The sequence below is a fragment of the Mycobacterium seoulense genome, assembly GCF_010731595.1.
Taxonomy (GTDB): Bacteria; Actinomycetota; Actinomycetes; order Mycobacteriales; family Mycobacteriaceae; genus Mycobacterium; species Mycobacterium seoulense.
This window is the reverse complement of sequence record NZ_AP022582.1, coordinates 1,381,936-1,403,181: the sequence shown is the minus strand read 5'-3', so window position 1 is coordinate 1,403,181 and position 21,246 is coordinate 1,381,936. Positions and strand designations below refer to the sequence as shown.

Annotated in this window: 19 protein-coding genes; 12 read left to right on the top strand and 7 right to left on the bottom strand. The window is 68.3% G+C overall.

The genetic code is table 11. The features are described from left to right. Positions 1-37 precede the first annotated feature (37 nt). Positions 38-463, bottom strand: a complete 426-nt coding sequence (locus G6N37_RS06335) for a PPOX class F420-dependent oxidoreductase (RefSeq protein ID WP_163677503.1) — start codon at positions 461-463, stop codon at positions 38-40. 227 nt (positions 464-690) lie between these two features. Between G6N37_RS06335 and G6N37_RS06330 the strand changes: the two genes are divergently transcribed. The 4 genes from G6N37_RS06330 (at position 691) to G6N37_RS06315 (ending at position 3,846) form a co-directional block, all read left to right on the top strand. After that, a complete protein-coding gene (locus tag G6N37_RS06330) occupies positions 691-873 on the top strand; it encodes a hypothetical protein (RefSeq protein WP_163677500.1) in 183 nt (60 codons plus the stop codon). Positions 874-915: 42 nt separating this feature from the next. Then, positions 916-1,356, top strand: a complete 441-nt coding sequence (locus G6N37_RS06325; RefSeq protein ID WP_163677497.1) for a nuclear transport factor 2 family protein — start codon at positions 916-918, stop codon at positions 1,354-1,356. A gap of 183 nt (positions 1,357-1,539) precedes the next feature. Next, the gene (locus G6N37_RS06320) at positions 1,540-2,934 is read left to right on the top strand and encodes a WS/DGAT/MGAT family O-acyltransferase (protein WP_163677494.1); all 1,395 of its coding nucleotides are present in this window, start codon (positions 1,540-1,542) and stop codon (positions 2,932-2,934) included. Positions 2,935-2,982: 48 nt separating this feature from the next. Continuing rightward, a complete protein-coding gene (locus tag G6N37_RS06315) occupies positions 2,983-3,846 on the top strand; it encodes an alpha/beta fold hydrolase (RefSeq protein ID WP_174813796.1) in 864 nt (287 codons plus the stop codon). Positions 3,847-3,866: 20 nt separating this feature from the next. Here G6N37_RS06315 and G6N37_RS06310 read toward each other — a convergent pair whose 3' ends face one another. Next, positions 3,867-4,349: a nuclear transport factor 2 family protein gene (locus G6N37_RS06310; protein ID WP_163677491.1), complete on the bottom strand. Its 483-nt coding sequence runs from the start codon at positions 4,347-4,349 to the stop codon at positions 3,867-3,869. A gap of 355 nt (positions 4,350-4,704) precedes the next feature. Between G6N37_RS06310 and G6N37_RS06305 the strand changes: the two genes are divergently transcribed. Continuing rightward, a complete protein-coding gene (locus tag G6N37_RS06305) occupies positions 4,705-9,192 on the top strand; it encodes a cation-translocating P-type ATPase (RefSeq protein ID WP_163677489.1) in 4,488 nt (1,495 codons plus the stop codon). A 5-nt stretch (positions 9,193-9,197) separates the two neighbouring features. Here G6N37_RS06305 and G6N37_RS06300 read toward each other — a convergent pair whose 3' ends face one another. The 3 genes from G6N37_RS06300 to G6N37_RS06290 form a co-directional block, all read right to left on the bottom strand. Then, positions 9,198-9,791: a PaaI family thioesterase gene (locus G6N37_RS06300; RefSeq protein ID WP_163684700.1), complete on the bottom strand. Its 594-nt coding sequence runs from the start codon at positions 9,789-9,791 to the stop codon at positions 9,198-9,200. 99 nt (positions 9,792-9,890) lie between these two features. Next, positions 9,891-10,691 (bottom strand): mycofactocin-coupled SDR family oxidoreductase, encoded by an 801-nt coding sequence (locus G6N37_RS06295; protein ID WP_163677487.1) that lies wholly within the window; start codon positions 10,689-10,691, stop codon positions 9,891-9,893. Continuing rightward, positions 10,688-12,304 (bottom strand): flavin-containing monooxygenase, encoded by a 1,617-nt coding sequence (locus G6N37_RS06290; protein ID WP_163677485.1) that lies wholly within the window; start codon positions 12,302-12,304, stop codon positions 10,688-10,690. Before G6N37_RS06290 ends, G6N37_RS06295 begins: the two co-directional genes overlap by 4 nt. Before the next feature lie 126 nt (positions 12,305-12,430). Between G6N37_RS06290 and G6N37_RS06285 the strand changes: the two genes are divergently transcribed. The 7 genes from G6N37_RS06285 to G6N37_RS26130 all read left to right on the top strand — a co-directional run bounded on the left by G6N37_RS06285 (position 12,431) and on the right by G6N37_RS26130 (position 18,305). After that, positions 12,431-12,709 (top strand): 2Fe-2S iron-sulfur cluster-binding protein, encoded by a 279-nt coding sequence (locus tag G6N37_RS06285; RefSeq protein ID WP_163677482.1) that lies wholly within the window; start codon positions 12,431-12,433, stop codon positions 12,707-12,709. Between the two features lie 91 nt (positions 12,710-12,800). Then, positions 12,801-13,985 (top strand): acyl-CoA dehydrogenase family protein, encoded by a 1,185-nt coding sequence (locus tag G6N37_RS06280; RefSeq protein ID WP_163677480.1) that lies wholly within the window; start codon positions 12,801-12,803, stop codon positions 13,983-13,985. 9 nt (positions 13,986-13,994) lie between these two features. After that, complete coding sequence (gene bphC, locus G6N37_RS06275) at positions 13,995-14,903, top strand: biphenyl-2,3-diol 1,2-dioxygenase (protein WP_163677477.1); 909 nt, start codon at positions 13,995-13,997, stop codon at positions 14,901-14,903. Further along, complete coding sequence (locus G6N37_RS06270; protein ID WP_163677474.1) at positions 14,900-16,366, top strand: FAD-dependent oxidoreductase; 1,467 nt, start codon at positions 14,900-14,902, stop codon at positions 16,364-16,366. The genes bphC and G6N37_RS06270 overlap by 4 nt, the downstream gene beginning before the upstream one ends. A 152-nt stretch (positions 16,367-16,518) precedes the next feature. Continuing rightward, positions 16,519-17,328: an IclR family transcriptional regulator gene (locus tag G6N37_RS06265; protein WP_163684698.1), complete on the top strand. Its 810-nt coding sequence runs from the start codon at positions 16,519-16,521 to the stop codon at positions 17,326-17,328. Positions 17,329-17,338: 10 nt separating this feature from the next. Next, complete coding sequence (locus G6N37_RS26135; protein WP_232075318.1) at positions 17,339-17,686, top strand: hypothetical protein; 348 nt, start codon at positions 17,339-17,341, stop codon at positions 17,684-17,686. After that, complete coding sequence (locus G6N37_RS26130) at positions 17,679-18,305, top strand: Dabb family protein (RefSeq protein WP_232075316.1); 627 nt, start codon at positions 17,679-17,681, stop codon at positions 18,303-18,305. Before G6N37_RS26135 ends, G6N37_RS26130 begins: the two co-directional genes overlap by 8 nt. Before the next feature lie 23 nt (positions 18,306-18,328). On the opposite strand, the gene G6N37_RS06255 is transcribed toward G6N37_RS26130, so the two are convergent. Next, a complete protein-coding gene (locus tag G6N37_RS06255; RefSeq protein ID WP_163677471.1) occupies positions 18,329-19,216 on the bottom strand; it encodes an SDR family NAD(P)-dependent oxidoreductase in 888 nt (295 codons plus the stop codon). Then, positions 19,213-21,144: a flavin-containing monooxygenase gene (locus G6N37_RS06250; protein WP_163677468.1), complete on the bottom strand. Its 1,932-nt coding sequence runs from the start codon at positions 21,142-21,144 to the stop codon at positions 19,213-19,215. Before G6N37_RS06250 ends, G6N37_RS06255 begins: the two co-directional genes overlap by 4 nt. Positions 21,145-21,246 lie beyond the last annotated feature (102 nt).

Here is a 21,246-nt window from a genome sequence, read left to right as displayed (position 1 = left end):
CCGCTACCGGCCGTCGCGGAAGTGGCAAAATCGAGTGTCACGACGCCCAGGGGCCGATGCCGCCGACCTTGTCGATGCGGATGCGGGTGAGGAACCCGGGCGGGGCGCCGTCCGGCGGAAACGTCATGTTCGGATCGCCCAGGATCGGGTTGAGTTGCGCGAGAAGCTCGGGCGCGCCGCCCTCGACGATCCGTGCGGTCCCGCTGATGGACAGGTAGGGCCGCATCCCCTGCCCAGCCTTGTCCAGCGACACGATGGTGACGGCCACCCGGGGATCAGTGCGGACGTTGCGCACCTTCTTGTGCGCGGCGAGGTGCGCGGTGACGAGTTCGTCTCCGTCGGGCGTCGACTCCAACGCGACCCACACGAGGCTGACCTGAGGGCTGCCATCCGGGTTGACGGTCACCAGGGTGGCATCGGCGCCCTTGCCGATGAGTTCGCGGGCGGCGGCATTGAGTTCCATGCAGTCTTCTACCGCCCTGCCCCGAGATTCATTCCCGCCACGGAATACCGGGCGCCGGATGCCACGTTGACGTGGGCACGAGGGATTTCCTTGAGAGACATTTGAATCTGCCCAGCCGGCTGTACAAGGGCGAGGCGGCGGACCTAGCGTCGACGCCAGAATTTCGTCCGGAAGGGAGCTGGCTCGTTGACCACCGAACCGGATCCCGTGGGCCATCGGGGTGTGCGATGAGCGAGCCTCGGCAGCCGTCGGGCATCGACTATCTCCGCGATGAAGTCCTCAATCGACTGGACGCGCAACCCTTCGAGGACTGGTCCCCCGCCCTGCTGCGTGCCCTGATCGCCGTCTTCGACCTGAACGGCGTGACACCGGCTGCGCCACAGGGCTTCCGGCCCCACATCGTCAAGTAGCGGTTGCGGCTCGGGTTAAGCTGCGCCCGAGGAGTCACGACGGTGGAGATGTGGGAACTGGTTGCGCGTGAGCGGATCCGCGACACGCTCGCGCGATACAACTGGTCGGGTGACAAGGGTGACGTGGACGGCCTGGCCGAGACGTTCTGCGCGGACGGCGTCCTGGAGATTCGCGGCGTCGAGCCGCTGCGCGGGCGAACGGCGATCGCCGCGTTCCTGCGCGGGCTCAACGTCACCCGGGAAGCCGACGTCAAACCGATCGTCCGGCACCTGGTCACCAACGTGTTGTTCACCGCAATGACTCGCGACACGGCGCACGTCTCGTCGTACTTCACCGTGGTCACCCACATCGGGCTCGACCATGCCGGCCGCTACCGCGACACCTTGGTGCCCGCTGGCGACACCTGGCTGATCGGACATCGGCGGGTCTCGACCGACTGGGCGGCGTCCAACTCGGCCATGGCTCGGCCCGAGCGGAGATGAACGTCGGTGGCCATTCCGTTGAATGTCTGGCTGACGATGTTTGCCGCGGGCCGCTAAACGGCTACAGCTAGAGATCACACCTAGAGACTTGCGGCTGATCCTGATTGCGTTCGCCGGTGGGGCGTGGGCGGAGCGCGGGCCATGTGACCAGCGGTCATTACCGCACCGACGAGACGAGCGGATGTGCAACGACTTAGTGGATTAGACGCGTTCTTCCTCAACCTGGAATCACCGACACAGCCCTTGAATGTTTGCTGCGTGCTCGAGCTGGGTCCCGCGACCATGCCGGGCGGCTACACGTTCGACCGGTTCCGGGAGGCGCTGTCGGCGCGGCTCGATGCGGTGCCGGAATTCCGTCTCAAGCTGGCCGACAGCCAGTTGAACTTCGGCCATCCGGTCTGGGCCGACGACGTCGGTTTCGACCTCGGACGGCACCTGCACCGCGCCGCCGTGCCGGCACCCGGCGGACCCAAAGAGTTAGCGGAGATCTGTGGTCACGTCGCCGGGCTCCCCCTGGATCGCGATCGCCCGCTGTGGGACATGTGGGTGGTCGAGGGCCTGCACGGCGGCGAGGCACTGGCCGTCGTCCTCAAGGTTCACCACGCGGTGGTGGACGGGGTGGGCGGCGCTACCCTGCTGGCCCAGTTGTGCAGCAGCGTGCCGGACGCCCCGGCGCCGGAACCCGTCACCCGACCCGGCCCGGCACATCCCCTGCAGATCGCCGCGTCGGGGCTGATATCCGCCGGACTGCGGCCGTGGCGCCTGGCCAAGGTGGTGCCGGCAACCGCGCTGACGCTGGCGCAGACGCTGCTGCGCGCCCGCGGCGGTGGCCACACGATGGCCGCCCCATTCGCCGGGCCGGCCACGGCGTTCAACGGGCGGTTCACCCGGCGCCGCAACGTCGCCCTGACCATCCTGGACCTCGAGGACGTCAAGAAGGTCAAAAACAGGTTCGGCGTCACCATCAACGACGTGGTGGCGGCGCTGTGCGCGGGGGCGCTGCGACAGTTCTTGTTGGACCGCGGCGAGTTGGCGGACAAGCCCATGGTGGCCAGCGTGCCGGTCTCGGTGCGGGGCAGATCCGACCGGCCGGGCCGCAACCAGACCACCTGGATGCTCTGCCGGCTCGAAACCCATATCGACGATCCCGCCGAGCGACTGAGCAGCATCGCCGACGGCAACGCCGCGGCCAAGGACCACGCCGCCGCCATGGGGCCCAGCCTGCTGCAGGACTGGACGCAGGTGGCCGGGCAGACCCTGTTCGGCGCCGCGCGGCTGCTGCCCCGGATACCCCTGCCCGAGAAACCGCCGCACAACCTGGTGATGTCCAACGTGCCCGGCCCGCAGGAACAGCTCTACTTCCTGGGTTGCAGGCTCGACGCCATGTATCCGCTCGGCCCGATCATCGCGGGCGCCGGGCTCAACATCACCGTCATGTCGCTCAACGGGCGGCTCGGCGTCGGCCTCATCTCGTGCCCCGATCTCGTCGCCGACCTGTGGGACCTTGCCGACGCGTTCCCCGCCGCGCTCAAAGAGCTGTTGAACTGCACCGAGCCAAAACACGACGCGACCCGGTGAGCGGAACCCCGCCCGGCCGTGCCGCCACGGCATGGCAAGGTGACATCCGTGCCAAACACCGTTGCGCAACATGACCTGCGCGAAATCAGCACCCCCAAGGGCGCTCTGCGCTATTACGACTGCGGTGCGGAATCCGCACCGGTGTTGCTGTTCCTGCACGGCTCCGGACCCGGCGTCACGGGATGGCGCAACTTCCGCGGCATCCTGCCCACCTTCGCCGAGCACTTCCGCTGCCTGATCCTGGAGTTTCCCGGATTCGGCGTGAGCGACGACTTCGGCGGCCACCCGATGGTCACCGCGTTCGGCACCGTGTCGCCCTTCCTGGACGCGCTCGGTGTGCACAAGGCGCACATCGTCGGCAACTCGATGGGCGGCGGCGTGGGCATCAACTTCGCCACCCACAACCCGGACCGCATCGACCGGTTGGTGACCATCGGCGGCATCGGAACCAACATCTTCAGCCCCAGTCCGAGCGAGGGCATCCGGCTGCTGCAGGAGTTCGTCGAGGACCCCACCCGGCAGCGGCTCGTGGACTGGCTCAAATCGATGGTCTACGACCAGGCGCTGATCACCGAGGAACTCGTCGAGGAACGCTGGGAACTGGCCACCGACCCCGACACCTTGGCCGCCGCGCGCCGCATGTACGGGAAGGCGGCCTTCGCCGCGATGAACGCCGCGATGGCCGCCTCCGACCGCCCGATGCCGTGGGCCGTCATGCACAAGCTGACCGCGCCCACCCTGCTCACGTGGGGGCGCGACGACCGGGTGAGCCCGCCGGACATGGCGCTCATCCCGATGCGCACCATCCCCAATGCCGAGCTGCACATCTTCCCCAACTCCGGGCACTGGGCGATGATCGAGGCCCGGCAGGCGTTCCAGAGCACCGTGCTGGCGTTTCTGTCGCGGGGCTAGCGGCTAGCGCGTCCGCGCCGTCAGGGCTCGGCCAGCCCCGTCAGGCCCGCGGTCAGCAGCGCGTGGGCGTCGGGATTGCCGTCCAGAATCCGGCTGGTGCGCACACCGATCCGCCATTGTCCGTCGACCCGGCGCAGCTCGAAATGGTTGGCGGTGCAACGCCATACGCGATAGGAGTCGCCGTCGCGGATCAGCACGAGAGACTCGCAAAGCGCCACCGCCGAATCGCCGGTGACGGTGACGACGCACGGCCCCAGGAAGTGACAGCACCCCTTGGCCACCAGCTTCTGGTGGGCCGACGAGTCGACCATGGCGCGCACGGCGGCCCGGCTCTCCATGCGCCAGCCGTCGACGTCGTAGCTGCCGTCGCTCGCCCAGAGTCCCGCAGTGGCCTCGGCATTCCCGGCATCCACCGCCGGGCCGTACGAGGCGATCAGCCGGGCGATCTCTCGCTCGTCCTCGAGTCGGCGCAACCGCGCGGACAGCTCATCGATGTCACTCATGGCGCTCCTCATCCTCGGGATCTCGGCAGCGGACCACTATCAACCCCCCACACGTTAGGACGGACGGCATGAGCATCAAGGGCTGACCGGCTTCAATCCGGAGCGGGCGTAACCACAACGGCCCATGGGGGTTTGCTCAATCTAGAAATCAGCCGACCCGAATATTTTGATCGCGTCCCCCTAACAGCCGCGATCACTTTTTACATGTTCTTTACGCGGATCCATCTCAAGTTGCTGGCCCTTTGACCGCGGGTTAGGTTGGTTGGGTTTGCGGTCGCGGCCAGCGTCGGTCGGCGGCCTCCCTCGCGAAAAACCGCGAAGCAGCCATTCGTCATGTGCGTGAAAGGGGTTGCGCGTGCGACAGCTTTCACCCCTGCGGGTGGTGTCGACGGGACTCGGCGCCGCCGCCGAACTTGGCGACGCGGTCGGCAGGCTGGCGACCGCCGGCCTTGCCGTTGTCGCGCTGCCGGTCCGGGTGGGCGCACAGGTGCTCTCGGGTGAGGTCTCCCGCTCCACGCTGACCCGGCGGTGCGGGCGCGGCGACGGTCGCGTGTGGATCGAGGTGCGTGGCCTCGACGGCACGGGCGGTGCGGCGCGTGGCCGCGCCGCCGTTGCTGCGCTGCGGGCACAGCCCGGCGTCACGCAGGTCAGCCTGAACCGTCCGCTGTCGCGGGTGGTCGTCGAGATCGACGAGGGGGCGTCGCTTGACGCGCTCTGCTCCGCGCTCGACAGCGCCGAAAATGGCGACGGTATAGCCGATTCCACGCGTGCCGACAGCTTGCCCGGTGATGGGCTGCTGTTGGCCACCCGCGGCGCGATGGTGGCCGTCAACGCGGCCGGGTTCGCGGTCGCGGTCGCGGGCCGGGCGTTGCGGTTGCCGGCGGCCCCGATCGCCGTCGAGGCCGTGTCGGCGATCGCGAATTATCAACCGTGGCTGCGGCGTCTGCTCGAGGGCGGGATCGGCCCTGGCGCGACGGACACCGCGTTGTCGGTGTTCGGCACCGCCGCGCATGTTGTCACGCTGTCACCGGCGAAGCTCTCGGTCGACCTGGCGATGCAGGCTTTCAAGGCCGCCGAGTGCCGGGCCGCGGCGCGGGCGTGGGCCCGTTATGAGCCGGAGTTGGCCCGGCATGCCGACGAGTCGGAGATGCACCGTTCCCTGCGCCCGGTTCCCGCACCGCCCGGCCCGATCGAACGTCATGGGAAGCGCGTGGCATGGGCACAGATGGTCGGCGTCGGCCTGACCGGGGCCGTCACCCGCAACGTCACCATGGCGTCGAACGCCGCGCTGGCCGCCTCGCCGAAGGCGATGCGCACCGCCCATGAGGCGTTCGCGGCCACGCTCGGGCGAGGCTTGGCAGACCACCACGCGGTGCTTGCACTGCGGCCGGAAAGTCTGCGCCGGCTCGACAAGGTCGATGCACTGCTGATCGATCCGCGCGTGCTGTGTGGCGCTCAGATGCGGGTGGTCCGCGTCCGCGGTGCCCGCGACGACGACTTGCTGACGGCCTGGGCCCGCGCGCAGGAGCTGCTCGACGACGGCCCGGCCCCGGGCTGGCACCGGATTCCCGCAACCTCTGACGACGAAGTTGAGGGCGGCGGTGCGGTCGAGGCGCTCGTCGCCCCGGCCCCACACCCTCTCGCGTCGGCGTTGATCACCCGCGCGCGCGACTCCGGTGCGCGCCTGGTGTCCGTAGACACCGACCTGCTCGGTGACCTGCGTCCCGCGTTCGACGACGTCCACCCGGTCGGCGACGGCGACATCGACGGCGCGCTCGCCGATGCGGTGTCCGCGCTGCAGCGCGACGGTCACATCGTCGCGGTGCTGTCCTGTTCTGGCGCGCAAGCCCTTTCCGGCGCCGACGTGGCGCTGGGGTTAAGGCCGGACGCCGATGCTCCCCCGCCGTGGACTGCCGACCTCATTCTCGACGACCTGGCCGGAGCGTGGCGGGTGCTGCATGCGTTACCGGCGGCCAGGAGGGCGAGCCAGCAGGGCATCGCGATCTCGGTAGGCGCATCGGCGCTGGGCGCGTTGTTCATGGTGCCCGGGGTGCGCCGGTTGCGCGGGCCCGGCCCGGTGACCGTCGGCGCCGTCGCGGGGCTGCTGTCGGGATACCTGTTGGCGCTCGGCACGATTCGAACGCCCGTGCCCCGGCCGGCACCGGCGTTCGAGTGGCACGCGATGTCGGCCGAGCGGGTCCGCGAAGTGCTGGCGGCGCTATGCGACCCCGATGAACCCTCTGCCGCAACGGATTCCGCGCAAGACGGCGCAGGGTTCCCCGCCGCGGCGTGGGAGTTCGCCAGGGCCGCAGTCGCCGAGCTGACCGGTGACCCGTTGACGCCAATCCTCGGATTGTGTTCGGCAGCCACCGCGGTGCTGGGGTCACCGACCGACGCGGTGCTGGTCGGCACCGTGCTGACCGGGAACGCGCTGCTGTCGACGGCCCAACAGCTTCGGGCCGAGAACCGGCTGAACCGCCTGCTCGCTCAGCAGACCCCGCCGGCCCGCGTGGTCACCCAGGGGCCCGACGCCGCGCGCGGCTACCGCGAAGTCGTCATCGAGCAGCTGCGGCCCGGCGACGTGATCGAGGTACGCAGCGACGAGGTGGTGCCCGCCGACGCCCGGGTCATCGAGGCACACGACCTCGAGGTCGACGAATCGTCGCTGACCGGTGAATCCCTGTCGGTCCAGAAGCAGGTCGAGCCCACGCCCGGGGCCGAACTGGCCGAGCGCCGCTGCATGATCTACGCCGGAACCACCGTGGTGGCCGGCACCGCGGTCGCGCTCGTCACCGCCGTCGGGGCCGACACCCAGAGCCGCCGCGCGGCCGAGCTGGCGTCCGGTGAACTGCCGACCGTCGGCCTGCACCACCAACTCAGCCAGCTGATGAGCCGCGCGTTCCCGTTCAGTGCGGGCGGCGGCATCCTGGTCGGAGCGCTCGGCCTGCTGAGGGCCGGCGGTCTGCGCCAAGCCCTCGGCAGCGCCATCGCGGTCGCCGTGGCGGCCGTCCCCGAGGGCATGCCCTTGATGGCCACCCTCGCCCAGTCCGCGTCGGCCCAGCGGCTGGGCGAATGCGGGGCGCTGGTGCGGGTGCCGCGCGCGGCCGAGGCGCTCGGTCGTGTCGAGGTGGTCTGCTTCGACAAGACCGGAACGCTGAGCGAGAACCGTCTTCGCGTCGCCGAGGTGCACCCGGTGGCGGACCATTCCCGCGATGACGTCCTGCGGTGCGCCGCCCAGGCTGCACCGGCGGACGACGGCAATCCCCACGTCCACGCCACCGACGAAGCCATCGTCAAGGCGGCGGACGCGGTGGCGGGGTCCGGTTCACGACCCGAGCCCGACGCGCACCTGCCGTTCCGGTCCGGCAGGGCGTTCTCGGCCTCGGTGACGGGCACGACGTTGACCGTCAAGGGCGCACCCGAAGTGGTCTTGGCGGCGTGCCGGGAAGCCGGCGCGGAGGTGGACGCCGCGGTCGCGGCCCTGACGACGGCCGGGCTGCGGACGATCGCGGTGGCCCAACGCCGCCTGGCCGCGGCACAGGCGCGGTCGTTGCGGAAAGACCCCGACAGCATCACCGGATTGTGCGAGACGGGATTGACACTCACCGGATTCCTGGGCCTCTCGGACACCCCGCGTCCCCAGGCGCCGCGGTTGCTGGCGGACCTGGCCGCCCGGGGCGTGGCCATCCGGCTGATCACCGGCGACCATCCCGTCACCGCCACGGCCATCGCCCGCGAACTGGGGGTCTCGGTGAGCGCCGACCAGGTGATCACCGGGTCCGAATGGAACGCGCTGTCGCGCCACGATCAGCAGCGCGCGGTGTCCGAGCGGGTGATCTTCGCCCGGATGTCACCGGAGAACAAGGTGCAGGTCGTCCAGACGCTCGAGCGCGCCGGGCGGGTGTGCGCCATGGTCGGCGACGGCGCCAACGACGCCGCCGCGATCCGGGCGGCAAGCGTCGGCGTCGGTGTGGTCGCCCGCGGCAGCGACTCCGCCCACACGACCGCCGACCTGGTCCTGACCGACGGCCGCATCGAGACGCTGGTGGCCGCCATCGACGAGGGACGCCGACTGTGGCGCGGCGTCCAGGCGGCCGTGGCGGGCCTGCTCGGCGGCAACGCCGGCGAGGTCATCTTCTCGGTCATCGGCACCGCGCTCACCGGGACCTCTCCGCTGAACACCCGGCAGTTGCTGCTGATCAACATGCTCACCGACGCGTTGCCCGCGACCGCGGTCGCCGTCAGCACCCCGGCGGGGCCGGTACAACGCGTCGGGCGCGGCATCGACGAACGCGCACTACGGCAAACCGTTGCCGCGCGGGGAGCGCTCACCGCCACGGCCGCCACGGCGGCCTGGGTGATGGCCTCGGTGACCGGGCTACCGCAGCGCGCCTCCACCGTCGCGCTGATCTCATTGGTCGCGGTCGAGCTCGGCCAGACCGTGGTCGACTCGCACGCGCCCCTGGTGCTGCTCACCGCCGCCGGCTCGTTCGCCGCATTCACCGCGATGATCAGCACCCCGGGGATCAGCCAACTGCTGGGCTGCACACCGGTCGGCCCCTTGGGCTGGTCCCAGGGGCTGGGCACCGCCGCGGCCGCCGTCCTCGCCGTCGCCGCCACCAATCGGTTGCGGTCGGGCCGCCGGGACGAAGAGTCACCACTCAGCGGTGAGCCAGAACTCGACGAGCCCGCCGAGACCGCCCCACAACCACCGCAGCACAGCGGATCCCGGGCTCCGCATACCGCGGTCCTGATGGCTCCCGCGAAGGCCGCGCGTGCACTGAAATTGGTGGATCAACACCAGCATCGGATCTCGGCAGAGGCCGCCACCGATCGCCCGTGAGTTCCTCAGTCACGGTCACCGCGCGGCTTGATGAACACGCCCTCTGCACCGACCGTGATTCCCTGGCCATCGGTGATCTGCCCCTTCGCGAAGGTTTTCACGCCCTCGACGCGCTCGACCCACGCTCCTGCCCGCACCAGACCTAACCGGGTCCCCCGGATATAGCGCAGCGTGAGCGTGCCGGTATAGGCCGGTCGACCGGGTTCGTGCGCCGTCGCGCCCAGGACGTGGTCGAGGACCAAGGCGCACACTCCGCCATGGACATGTCCCGGAGGCCCTTCGTAAGCGGCGCCGAGTGTGATTTCCGTCCACACGGCACCACCGGCGTCGCGATGAATTACCAGCGGAGGTGCGACCGGGTTGCGTGCGCCGATCATGACGTTGCCGGAGGTTACCGGTTGGCCGTCGAACGGATGGCGAACACCGAATGAGCCCGGCATGAGGCTTTCGCTCAATTGCTCTACCGCGCAATCAATGTGCGTCTTCGCCGCCGCGACGGCACCGGCGCCGGCCTCGGTGCGGATGGTCACGTCGATCAGTCGGCGAACGGACTGGGCGAGCGGCTCATACTCCGGTGCGCCGCTGCCATCGATTCCCATCATTCCCACCATCCCTTGTTGCGCGAAGAGCGCGGCCGGCGCAAGCACGGTTCATCGCGCCACCCCCCGAGCATGCTGACCATGTATCCGGCCTGCTGCTCATGTCGCCTTCTGTGACAGGCCGGCGTCTACGACGAGCTGGGTGCCCGTGATGTAGCGGGCCTCCTCGGAGGCCAGGAACACCGCCACATTGGCAACGTCGACGGGCTCCACCCACGGCACCGGCAGCAGGTTGCGCGCCCGCAGCACTTCCGCGGCGTCCGCGGCGGTCGGTTTCTCGAGATCCGGGCGTAAGCGTCGAAACGTCCTGTCGTTGAGCACCATTGGGGTCGCGACCGGCCCGGGATGAACGGTGTTGACCCGGATGCCGGAAGGCCCGAGCTCGTTCGCGAGAGTGCGCGCCAGCCCCACCACCGCGTGCTTGCTCGCGGTGTAATGCGCGGTATTGGGCGTCCCGCGAAGACCATTCGTCGAACTGATGATCACGATGGCGCCCCCCGCGCCCATGTGCGGTACGCCAGCCTTGACCGTGTGCCATACGCCGGTCAGGTTGATATCGAGCGTGCGATGCCAGTCCCGGGGGTCAAGTTCCCATGTACGTCCGCCCGCAATGTGGATTCCGGCATTTGCGACGACGATGTCGAGGCGCCCCAGTGCCGTTACGCCGTTGGCTACGGCGCCCGTTACAGCCTCCAAGTCACTCACGTCGGCAACACCCGTCACGCAGCGCCGACCGCGGCTTTCGACATCCCTTGCCGTGTCGGGTAACTCGTCGGTCGCTGCGGTGGCATCGAGCGCGATCACATTTGCGCCCTCGTCGGCGAACCGCTGACAATGCACCCGTCCCGTGCCCCTGGCGGCGCCGGTGACCAGCACCACCTTGCCAAGCAGTCTCTTCATCGCGGCCTCTTGACCAAATCGAAGCCCGGGTAACCCGCTCTGGCCACCTCGTCGCAGATGTCGTTATAAGTCGCGAAGCCGCCGACGAATAGCATGAACCCCCTTGGTTTTCCGGGCACGTTGGCGCCCATGTACCAGGACTCCGCCTTGGTGAACAGCGTAGCCTCGGCACGTCGGGCGCATTCGGCTCCCCAGCCGTCGACGGCGTCGCGGGTCGCTTCGATCGCGGCCAGCCCGTGGTCATCCAGGTAGGCAATGGCTGCGGCGATCCAATTCACCTGCGCCTCGGCATGCAGCACCATGTTCGCCAGCACGGCGGGCGCCCCGGGACCGGAGATCAGGAACAGGTTGGGAAATTCGTCGACGCCCAGCCCCAGGTAGGTGCGCGGCCCCTGCGCCCAGTCGTCCCGCAACCGACGACCGCCGCGTCCGATGATGTCGATCTTGGCCAACGCACCCGTGAGGGCATCGAAACCCGTTGCCAGCACGATTATGTCGACGTCGTAGTGCGCGCCAGCGGTTCGGATCCCAGTGGTGTCCACGGATTCGATCGGTGTGTCGCGCACGCTGATGAGCGACACGTTCGGCCGGTTGAAGGTGCTGAAGTAGTTGCTGTCGGTGCAGATCCGCTTTGTGCCGATCGGGTGATCGTCGGGGATAAGCAGGTCCGCCAGCGCAGGGTCGTCGATGACCGCGCGCACCTTCTCCTCGTAGAACTTTCGGGCCTCGTCGTTGGCGGTCAAGTCGGTCATCTGGTCAGGGAACGTCTTAGAGAACAGCACACCTCCCAGCTGCCAACGCTTATCGAACGCCGCCCGACGTTCCTCCGGCGTGAACTCCATCGTCGGCTTAGGCGCCGTAATGTGTGGTGACCCGCCGCTGCTGCGCCACGAGAGCCGCCGCCGTTCTGCGTAGTTCGCCTTGATGTGGTCGAGTTCCCCTTTGCTCAATGGCTTGTTGCCGGCCGGGACACTGTAGTTAGGTGTGCGCTGGAAGACAAAGAGATGCCTGGCGTGTTCGGCGATGATCGGAATCGATTGAATGCCAGACGAACCGGTGCCGATGACGGCGACCCTCTTTCCCGCAAAATCGACCGGATGCTGTGGCCACGCGGCGGTGTGGTAAATCTCGCCCGCGAACGAATCGAGGCCGTGGAAGTTCGGCGTCAAAGCCGCCGACAGCGGGCCCGTCGCCATCAGGCAAAATCGGGCGGACAGCACGTCACCGCCGTCGGTGGTAACCACCCAGCGCAGCGTTGTCTCGTCTAACGCCGAGGACACGACCCGGGTCCGAAATGCTATGTCGCGGCGCAGGTCGAGTTTGTCGGCCACCCAGTTCAGGTATGCGAGGATCTCCGCCTGGGTGGCGTACTTCTCGGTCCAGTCCCACTCTTGCTGCAGTTCGTCCGAGAATGAATAGGAGTAATCAACGCTTTCGACGTCACACCGCGCCCCCGGGTATCGGTTGTGGTACCAGGTGCCGCCCAGCTCCGGCGCCGCCTCCAGAATCCGCACGGACAGTCCCTGACTGCGGAGCTTGTGCAGGGCGTAGAGGCCGGCGAACCCGGCGCCGACCACGACAACGTCGACCAGCTCCGCGCTATTCACAGGCACGGACGGTATGTCCTACCGCCTCGACCGCCGGGGCCGGTTCCCGGTCACCGGACACTGCGGTGACGTTGTCCCGGCCATCGGGAACGCGCGTATGCGGGCACGATTTCGGAGGCAGATTATTCCTGCATGGCGGAGGTTGCGCGGCTAGAGGTCGACCTGGATGGTCGGCGTCACCGGCTTCGTTGGCCACCCGATCAGACGCTCGTCGACGTGTTGCTCGGTGCGGGCATTGATGTGCCCCACTCATGCCGGGAGGGCCGCTGCGGGTCCTGTGTGGCGACGGTCGTCGAGGGCGAGGTCGACATGATCGCGAACGACATCCTCGAGCCAACCGACCGGCTGGAGGGCCTGATCCTGGCGTGCCAGGCCCTGCCCGTGAGCGCCGCATTGTGCATTCGATTCTGACCGCATTTGCTTCCGCTCATCGGGAACGGCTCCGCCTGAGGCACGAACTGCGGTAGACCATTACTAAGCCCCCAGACGTAAGGACACCAACATGAGCGAACGGGTACTCGACCGGGTCGTGGCGATGGCGGATCAGTTGCGCGACCAGGCCCCCGAGGCCGAGCGGATCGGGCGGCTCACCGACGACACCGTCAAGCTGATGAAGGGCGCCGGCCTGATCCGGCTGCTGCAAACCAAGCAATATCAAGGCTTCGAGGTCCACCCCCGCGAGTTCGCCGAGACGACGATGGCGACCGCGGCGCTGGACCCGGCGGCCGGCTGGATCGTCGGCGTGGTCGGCGTGCACCCCTACCAGTTGGCCTACGCGGACCCGAAGGTCGCGGCCGAGATCTGGGCCGACGACGTCGACACGTGGATGGCCTCGCCGTACGCTCCGCAGGGGGTGGCCAAGCCCGTCGACGGCGGCTACATCTTCAACGGCCGCTGGCAGTTCAGCTCGGGCACCGACCACTGCGACTGGATCATCCTGGGCGCGATGCTGGGCGACGACAACGGCATACCGATCATGCCGCCGCAGATGCTGCACATGATCCTGCCCCGCAAGGACTACGAGATCATCGAGGACTCGTGGAACGTGGTGGGGCTGCGCGGAACCGGCTCCAAGGACGTGATCGTGAAGGACGCCTTCGTCCCGTCCTACCGGACGATGGACGCGACGAAGGTGATGGACGGCACCGCCCAGCGCGAGGCCGGCATGACCGAGCCGCTGTATCTGATGCCGTGGTCGACGATGTTCCCGCTGGGCATCTCGGCGGCCACGATCGGCATCGCCGAGGGGGCCCTGGCCGCGCACCTGGACTACCAGCGCGAGCGCGTCGGCGCCACCGGCACCGCCATCAAGGACGACCCCTACGTCATGTTCGCGATCGGCGAGGCCGCCGCCGACATCAACGCAGCCCGCCAGGAGCTGCTGGCCAACGCCGACCGCATTTACGACATGGTCGCCGCGGGCAAGGAGGTGTCGTTCGCCGACCGCGCGGCCGGTCGGCGCAACCAGATCCGCGCGGTATGGCGCGCGGTGGCGGCGGTCGACGAGATCTTCGCCCGCTCGGGCGGCAACGCGGCCCGCATGGACAAGCCACTGCAACGGTATTGGCGCGACGTGCATGTCGGCCAGCTGCACGCCATCCACATGCCGGGCACCACCTATCACGCCTCGGCCCTGAGTTCGCTGGGCATCGATCCGCCCGAGGGTCCCCTGCGGGCTTTGATCTAGGAGAACACGTTGACCGACCTGAAAAGCCTGGGCTACATCACCATTTCGACAACAGACATCGACCGCTGGCGGCAATTCGCCTTCGGTGTCTTGGGTTTCGCAAAGGGCAAGGGCCCCGACCCCGAGGCGCTGTACCTGCGGATGGACGAGCGCGCCGCCCGGCTCATCGTGCTACCCGGTGAGGCGGACCGGGTGCTGACGGTCGGCTGGGAGGTGCGTGACCGCCCGGCGCTGCAACGGGTCAAGGCGACGCTGGACGCCGCGGGGACCCCGTTCAAGCAACTGTCCACCGACGAGGCCGAGGCCCGCCGCGTGGAAGAGGTGATCACTTTCGAGGACCCGGCCGGCACCACGCTCGAGGTCTTCCATGGTGCGGTGCTCGACCACAGCCCCGTCGTCACCCCGTTCGGCGCGAAGTTCGTCACCGGCGACCAGGGCATGGGCCACGTGGTGGTGCCCGCGATGGACCCCAACGGGCTGTTCGACTTCTACACGGAGGTGCTGGGGTTCCGCTCCCGCGGCGCGTTCCGGGTGCCCTTGCCCAAAGAGTTTGGGCCCGTGCGGGTTCGCTTCCTGGGCATCAACGAACGCCACCACAGCCTGGCGATCGTGCCGGCCGCACACCAGCGCGACCCGCGCCTGGTGCACATCATGGTGGAGGTCGACAGCCTGGACGCCGTCGGGCAGGCACTGGACCGCGTGAACGCCGAGGGCTTCCAGCTGTCCTCCACGCTGGGCCGGCACACAAATGACAAGATGGTGTCGTTCTACGTCCGGGCGCCCGGTGACTGGGACATCGAGTTCGGCACCGACGGCATGCGCGTCGACGAAACGTATTACACCGCAGAGGAAATCACCGCCGACAGCTACTGGGGCCACCAGTGGATCGGCGAAATGCCCGCGGCCATGCGGCTATGACGCCGGATACCGAGGTCACGCCGATCCCGGCCGCGTCCATCCCGTCGTGGGATGACGAGGCCGACGTGGTCATCGCCGGCTACGGGGTGGCCGGCGCCGCCGCGGCGGTGGAGGCGGCGCGCTCCGGCGCCGACGTGCTGGTGCTGGAACGCACCGGGTCCTGGGGCGGGGCGGCGGCGATGGCCGGCGGGTTCATCTACCTCGGCGGCGGCACACCCCTGCAAAAGGCCTGCGGCTTCGACGATTCCGTCGACAACATGGCGGCTTTCCTCAACGTCGCGATGGGACCCGGCGCCGACGAGAACCGGATCGCCGACTACTGCGCCGGCAGCGTCGCCCACTTTGACTGGCTGGTCGGGTGCGGCGTTCCGTTCAAGGCGGAGTTCTTCTCCGAACCCGGCTGGGAACCGATGGGTGACCAGGGCCTGATGTACAGCGGCGGCGAAAACGCCTACCCCTTCAACACGATCGCCTCCCCCGCCCCGCGCGGGCACGTCCCGCAGATGTCGAACAAGAAGCAGGGCGAAGCCAGCGCGGGCTACATGCTGATGAAGCCGCTCGTCGAGACCGCCACCGCCGCCGGCGCACGCGCGCTCTACGACGTGCGGGTGCAACGCCTCATTGTGGAAGCCGACGGCAGGGTGGTCGGGATCAGCGCGCGTCAGTACGGCAACGACATTGCGGTCCGTGCCCGCAAGGGCGTGGTGCTCGCGACGGGCAGCTTCGCCTACAACGACGCGATGGTGGCCCGTTACGCCCCGCGAATCGCGGGCCGCCCGGCCGCATCCATCGAGCAGCACGACGGGCAGGCGATCCGCATGGCGCAGGCGTTGGGCGCCGATTTGGCGCATATGGACGCCACCGAGGTCGCGATCTTCATCGACCCCCAACAACTGGTGCGCGGCATCCTGGTCAACGGCCGCGGCCAGCGCTACGTCGCCGAGGACACCTATCCTGGCCGCATCGGCCAGCTCACGCTCTACCAGCAGGACAACATCGCCTTCCTGATCATCGACGACGACGCCCAGCAAGAGGCGATGGCGTCGTGGTCCCCGAAGTTCATGCTGCGCCCGGCGACCTGGGTGGCCGACAGCGTCGCCGACCTGGAACGCGACATGGGCCTCGCGCCGGGATCCCTGCAGGCCACCGTGGCCGCCTACAACGAGGGCGCCGCCCGCGGCGAGGACCCGCTGCTGCACAAGAAGCCGGAGTGGTTGAAGCCCATCGGTTCCCCGGTCGGCGCCATCGACTTGCGGGAGAACACCGGCGGTTTCACATTGGGGGGCTTGGCCACCACGCTCGACGCCGAGGTGCTCCACGTCAGTGGTCAACCCATTCCCGGTCTCTTCGCCGCCGGGCGCTGCACCGCCGGGCTGGCCGCGTGGGGCTACGCCAGCGGTATCTCGCTCGGTGACGGCAGTTTCTACGGCCGCCGCGCGGGACGATCCGCGGCCAAGGGCTGAGGCCAGCCGCAACTTCACCGCCGCAACCACTGCCTCCAAGCCCGCCGACTCCCCGGTCCGCCATGCGTGACAACCGCCACACCGGTGTGCTAGGAATATATTCCTAATAGGAATATACCGGTCAGGTACATTTGGAGGGATCGATGTCAGGTATCGCTGAACCCGCCACCCCCACGGCCGTCATCGACCGCATATCGCTGGTTCTCGACGCCTTCGAGGGTCCGGGGCGGCTCACCCTGGCGCAGATCGTCAGGCGCACCGGCCTGCCGCGCTCGTCGGCGCATCGGATGCTCGAACGCCTGGTACAGCTGCGCTGGCTGCGCCGCAGCGGCCGCGATTATGAGTTGGGCATGCGCCTCGTCGAACTCGGATCGCTCGCCGTGCATCAGGACCGGCTGGTGCGGGCGGCCGGCCCGCTGCTGGGTGAATTGCACCGCGCCACCGGCCTTGTCGTGCACCTGGCCGTGCTCGACGGCCCGGACGTTGTCTACCTGGACAAGATCGGTGACCAGAGAATCCCCACCCGGGTGGGTGGTCGCCAACCCGCCCACTGCACCGCGGTCGGCAAGGCGATCCTCGCCTATCGCGATGAGGGTGCCGAGCTCGATCTGCGGGTTCGGAAGACGAGATACTCGATCTCCAGCGGCACCCAGCTGGCCGTCGAGTTAGCCAAGGTGCGGGCCCATGGCGTCGCGTTCGAGCGCGAGGAGTCGCTGCTCGGATTCGGTTGCGTGGCAGCACCGATCGGCGGGCCCGGTGAGACGGTGGCGGCGGTGTCGGTGTGCGGTCCAATGAACCGCATGATGTTCGACCAGCGACTGACGGCCCCGGTGCGCATGACCGCGATGGGCATCTGGCGCAACGTCGAGGACGGCCCGCAGCGCGTCGCTCCAACTCTGCAGCCGCTGCGCCCGCTGCGTCCCGCAGGTCCGCCGGCGCGGCCCGCCCTTCAGTACGCGTGAACGCGTGCACATGGCGGGCGGCCAGGTCTTCGTGATCGACCGGGTGGTTACCCGGCCCGGCTGCGCTCGGCGGTTCGTCGACGCCTACCTCGCCGAGTACGCCCCTGGCGCACGGGAGCGCGGGATGACGTTGCGCGATGTCCTGGTCAGCCCGCCGATCTGGTTCGATGACGAAACGAACACCGTGACGATCACCTGGACGCTGCCCAACGTGCGGGCGTGGTGGGAGATGACGTGGAAGGGCAGGCCGGACCCGGCCCTCGGCGAATGGTGGTGCAACATAGCCGAACTCGTGCAGGAGCGGTCCCGATCGTTCGCCGCGACCCCCGAGGACGTGGACCGGCTTTGCGATGTTTAGCGTCACCAGGTTGTTAGACGTCGTCAAGCATGAACGCGACCGGATGCTCACCGAGTTGCGGGCGGTAGCCCGCGACGCCCGAGCGTTGCGCTGGGTGGTGCAGCCGACTTTGCCGGGGGCGCGTAACGGCGGAGACATCCTGGTGCACCTGAGGTTCGATGCCGAAGACCGGGCCGGTCTCGCCCTAAGGCGATTCACCCCTCTTCTTACCGACTTCGCAGTCACCCGGGTCAACGGCGCGAACTATTGGGGCAGGCCTGTTCGCCGCAGCGAAACGCCGGGCACGGTGTATCGCGCCCTGTTACTTCGGGTGTCCTCCGACGCCCCGGCCGCGATGGTCGCCCGCTTCGAGCACGAACTGTCGTCGATGGCGCGCTATGTCTCGTCCATCCGCGCATGGCAACTGAGCCGGGTGTCCGAGGGCGTCGGCACCTCCGCCTGGACTCACGTGTTCGAGCAAGAGTTCTCCGACGTCGGCGGACTGATGGGGCCGTATTTGATGCATCCGATCCACTGGGCCGTCGTGGACCGCTGGTTCGACCCCGAGTGTCCCGACGTCATCATCCACGACCGCGTCTGCCACAGCTTCTGCGCTTGCCACGACCCGGTTCTCGGCTGAAGGACGAGTCGTGATGCGGCGAACTAGAGCCCCGCGGCCCGGATATTCGGGTTGGCCGTCGGCGGTGGTGGCAGCGGCGGCAGCACCGCGGTTCCATCCAAACTGTGCACGGGCAGTTGCTGCGACCACGGAAAGTGCAGGCTGAACGCGACGAGTCCGGTGCGCTCGGCGGCGGGCAGGTGACACATCGCCAGCACAGTCTCCGCCAGGTATTCCACCGGCTCGGTCGGGAAGCCATGCGGAATGAGCTGGGCAGCACCGGGCGTGCGAACGGCCGTCGATGGGCCGACGCAGTTCACCGCGATGTTGGCATCGAGCAATTCGGCGGCGACGCCCTGGGTGAAGCGATGCAGGGCGGCCTTGCATGATGCGTAGATCACGTCGCCGGAGGTCTTGTTGTAGTCGCGATACGGTCGCACCGGGGCTACGCCCGTCACCGAGCCGATGTTGACGATCCAGCCCGCGCCCTGCTTGCGCATCCGCGGCACAGTGGCTTTCGTCAAGACGAACGGCGTGCGCAGGTAGTGCTCCACCGTGCGGTCGAACGTTTCCAGACTCATGTCCTCCACCAGGGAGTAGTCCGCGAAACCTGCGTTGTTGACCAGGATGTCGATGCGGCCGGTGCGGTCGAGCACCTTGTCGATCAGCCCGTCGCGCTGCCCGGCATCCTCGAGATCGGCCGCGACGGCGAATGCCTTCCCGCCGGCGGCCTCGACCAACTCGACCGTCTCGGCGACGGTGCCGGGAAGCGTGGTCGCCGCTCCACCGCGGACGGATGACGACGTGGCGTGCGAGCGGGCCGTGACTGCCACGGTGGCGCCTTCCGCAGCCAAGCGCTGGGCGATCGCCCGACCGATCCCGCGGCTGCTGCCGGTGACCAAAGCCGTCCTCCCGGAGAGCAACTCGCTCATCGCAACTCGAAATCGTCCTCGACCGGTGCACGGTGATCACGCCATACGTCGAGCAGCCGGTATGGGAAGGCTGTCACGATTCGTCCGCCGCCCGAACGGTAGTACGTGTGCGCGGACGGGGTGTGGCACCACACCGTGCCCTCCATCGTCGCGTCGATGTCGGCGACGTAGTCGTTGTAAGCGCGCTGCTTCACTTCAATTGTCGGCGCCGCTCGCAGCGCCATGAGCTGGAGGCATTCCATGACGTAGTGCACCATCACCTCGACGCCGAAATTGTGGCCCGCACCGTGTCCCGGGCTGTAATTGGGCGCCGACGAGATGAACAAGTTGGGAAACCCGGGGACGGTCCCACCCCGGTAAGCCCGCGGTCGGTTGCCCCACTCCTCGGCCAGCTTCTTGCCGTCTCGCCCCCGAATCTCCATGGTGGACAAGAAATCCAGATAGTAACCGGTCGCGTAGACAATGACGTCCAAGTCGATCTGCCGGCCGTCGGCCGTCACGATGCCCGCCTCGTTGACCCGGGCCGGCTCGCTCGCTTCGACGTCGACGTGCTCGCGGGCTAGCGCCGCATAGTATCCGCCGGGATCGCGGATGATCCGCTTGCCGTACGGCGCGAAGTCTGGCGTGACCTTCCGCGCCAGTTCGCTCCCGGCGCCGAAGACGTCGTCGATGTACTTCAGGCACATCTGCAGCAGCACATCGTTGGCCGGTGAAATGGACATATGGCCGCGCGCCCATTCGGCGTCGTACAAGATTACGGGGTAGTTGTTGTCTGCGGTTCCCCAATAGGATTTGAGTCGAATCCAATTGGCGTAGAAAGGCAATCGGGTACCCAGCCATCGCTGATGGTCGGGCACGTCATCGGTGAGCCGCCGCCGCGGTGCCACCCAGTGCGGCTGGCGCTGGAACACCGTCAGGTGCGACACCTGGTCGACGCACGCGTCGACGATCTGCACCGCGGTGCATCCCGCACCGATGATGGCAACCCGCTTGCCGGTCAGATCCAGACCGGGAGACCACTGCGCCGAATGGACTTCGACTCCCGCGAAAGTCCCCCTTCCATTCAGTTGCGGCCAGCGAGGCCGGTTGAGGTAGCCGGCGGCGGGGATCACCACATTGGCGTAGCTGATCTCACGGGCACCGTCGGGGCCCAGCGCACGGATCTGCCACTGATGACGTTCGTCGTCCCACCAAAGGGCTTCGACTTCAGTGCCGAAGCGGGTGCGCTCCCGCAGTTCGTACTTGTCGGCCACCGACACCAGATAGGACTGATACTCCGGCCCCATCGGGTAATAGCAGGACCAGTCGCCGTTGACGTCGCGCGACAATGAGTAGTACGCCGAGGGGGTGTCAACACCGATTCCGGGATAGGTGGTCGTGTACCAGGTGCCGCCAACCTCGTCGTTACGGTCGAAAATCTGGTAGTCCACGCCGGCATCGGCCAGCTCCAACGCGGCGGTCAATCCCGCAATACCGGCGCCGATGATCGCCACCCGGAAGTCGTCGGGGAGCTTCGCGGTGCGTGGCAGCACCGGCTGTGGCGGCTGGAATCCGCCCTGCTCCAACAGTAGCGGGATGTACTCGGGACCGATCGTCCCGCCGAGTGCGAGCGGCGCGATCCGCGCGAACAGGGCGGGGTCGTCGGCAGGGGCGGCGTGAAGAGACCGGGGCATCTGCAGCGCGGTCACCACTGCCTCGACGATGGCCACCCTCGTCTCCGGGTCGGTAGTGCCCGCCTGCTCGGGCGGGTCGGGCACGTGGGTGATCTTCGGCGCGAAGCGGTCGACCACCCCGGCGTCACCGGTCAGTTGCGCCAGCACCGCGACGAGCACACCGGGGTCAGCCCGAAGCAGGTTGGCCCGCAGTTCGTCCGGGTCGACATCCACCAGCCCGGTGCGGTCGGCTCTCGCGGGTGCGCCAGTACTCATGACGCCGAGTATCGACGCCGCCCATCGCCAGCGGGCAGCCCTTGTCTACTCAGCGGGACACCGTCGGCAATCCGCCGGATATCAGGGCTTAGCGTGGCCCGC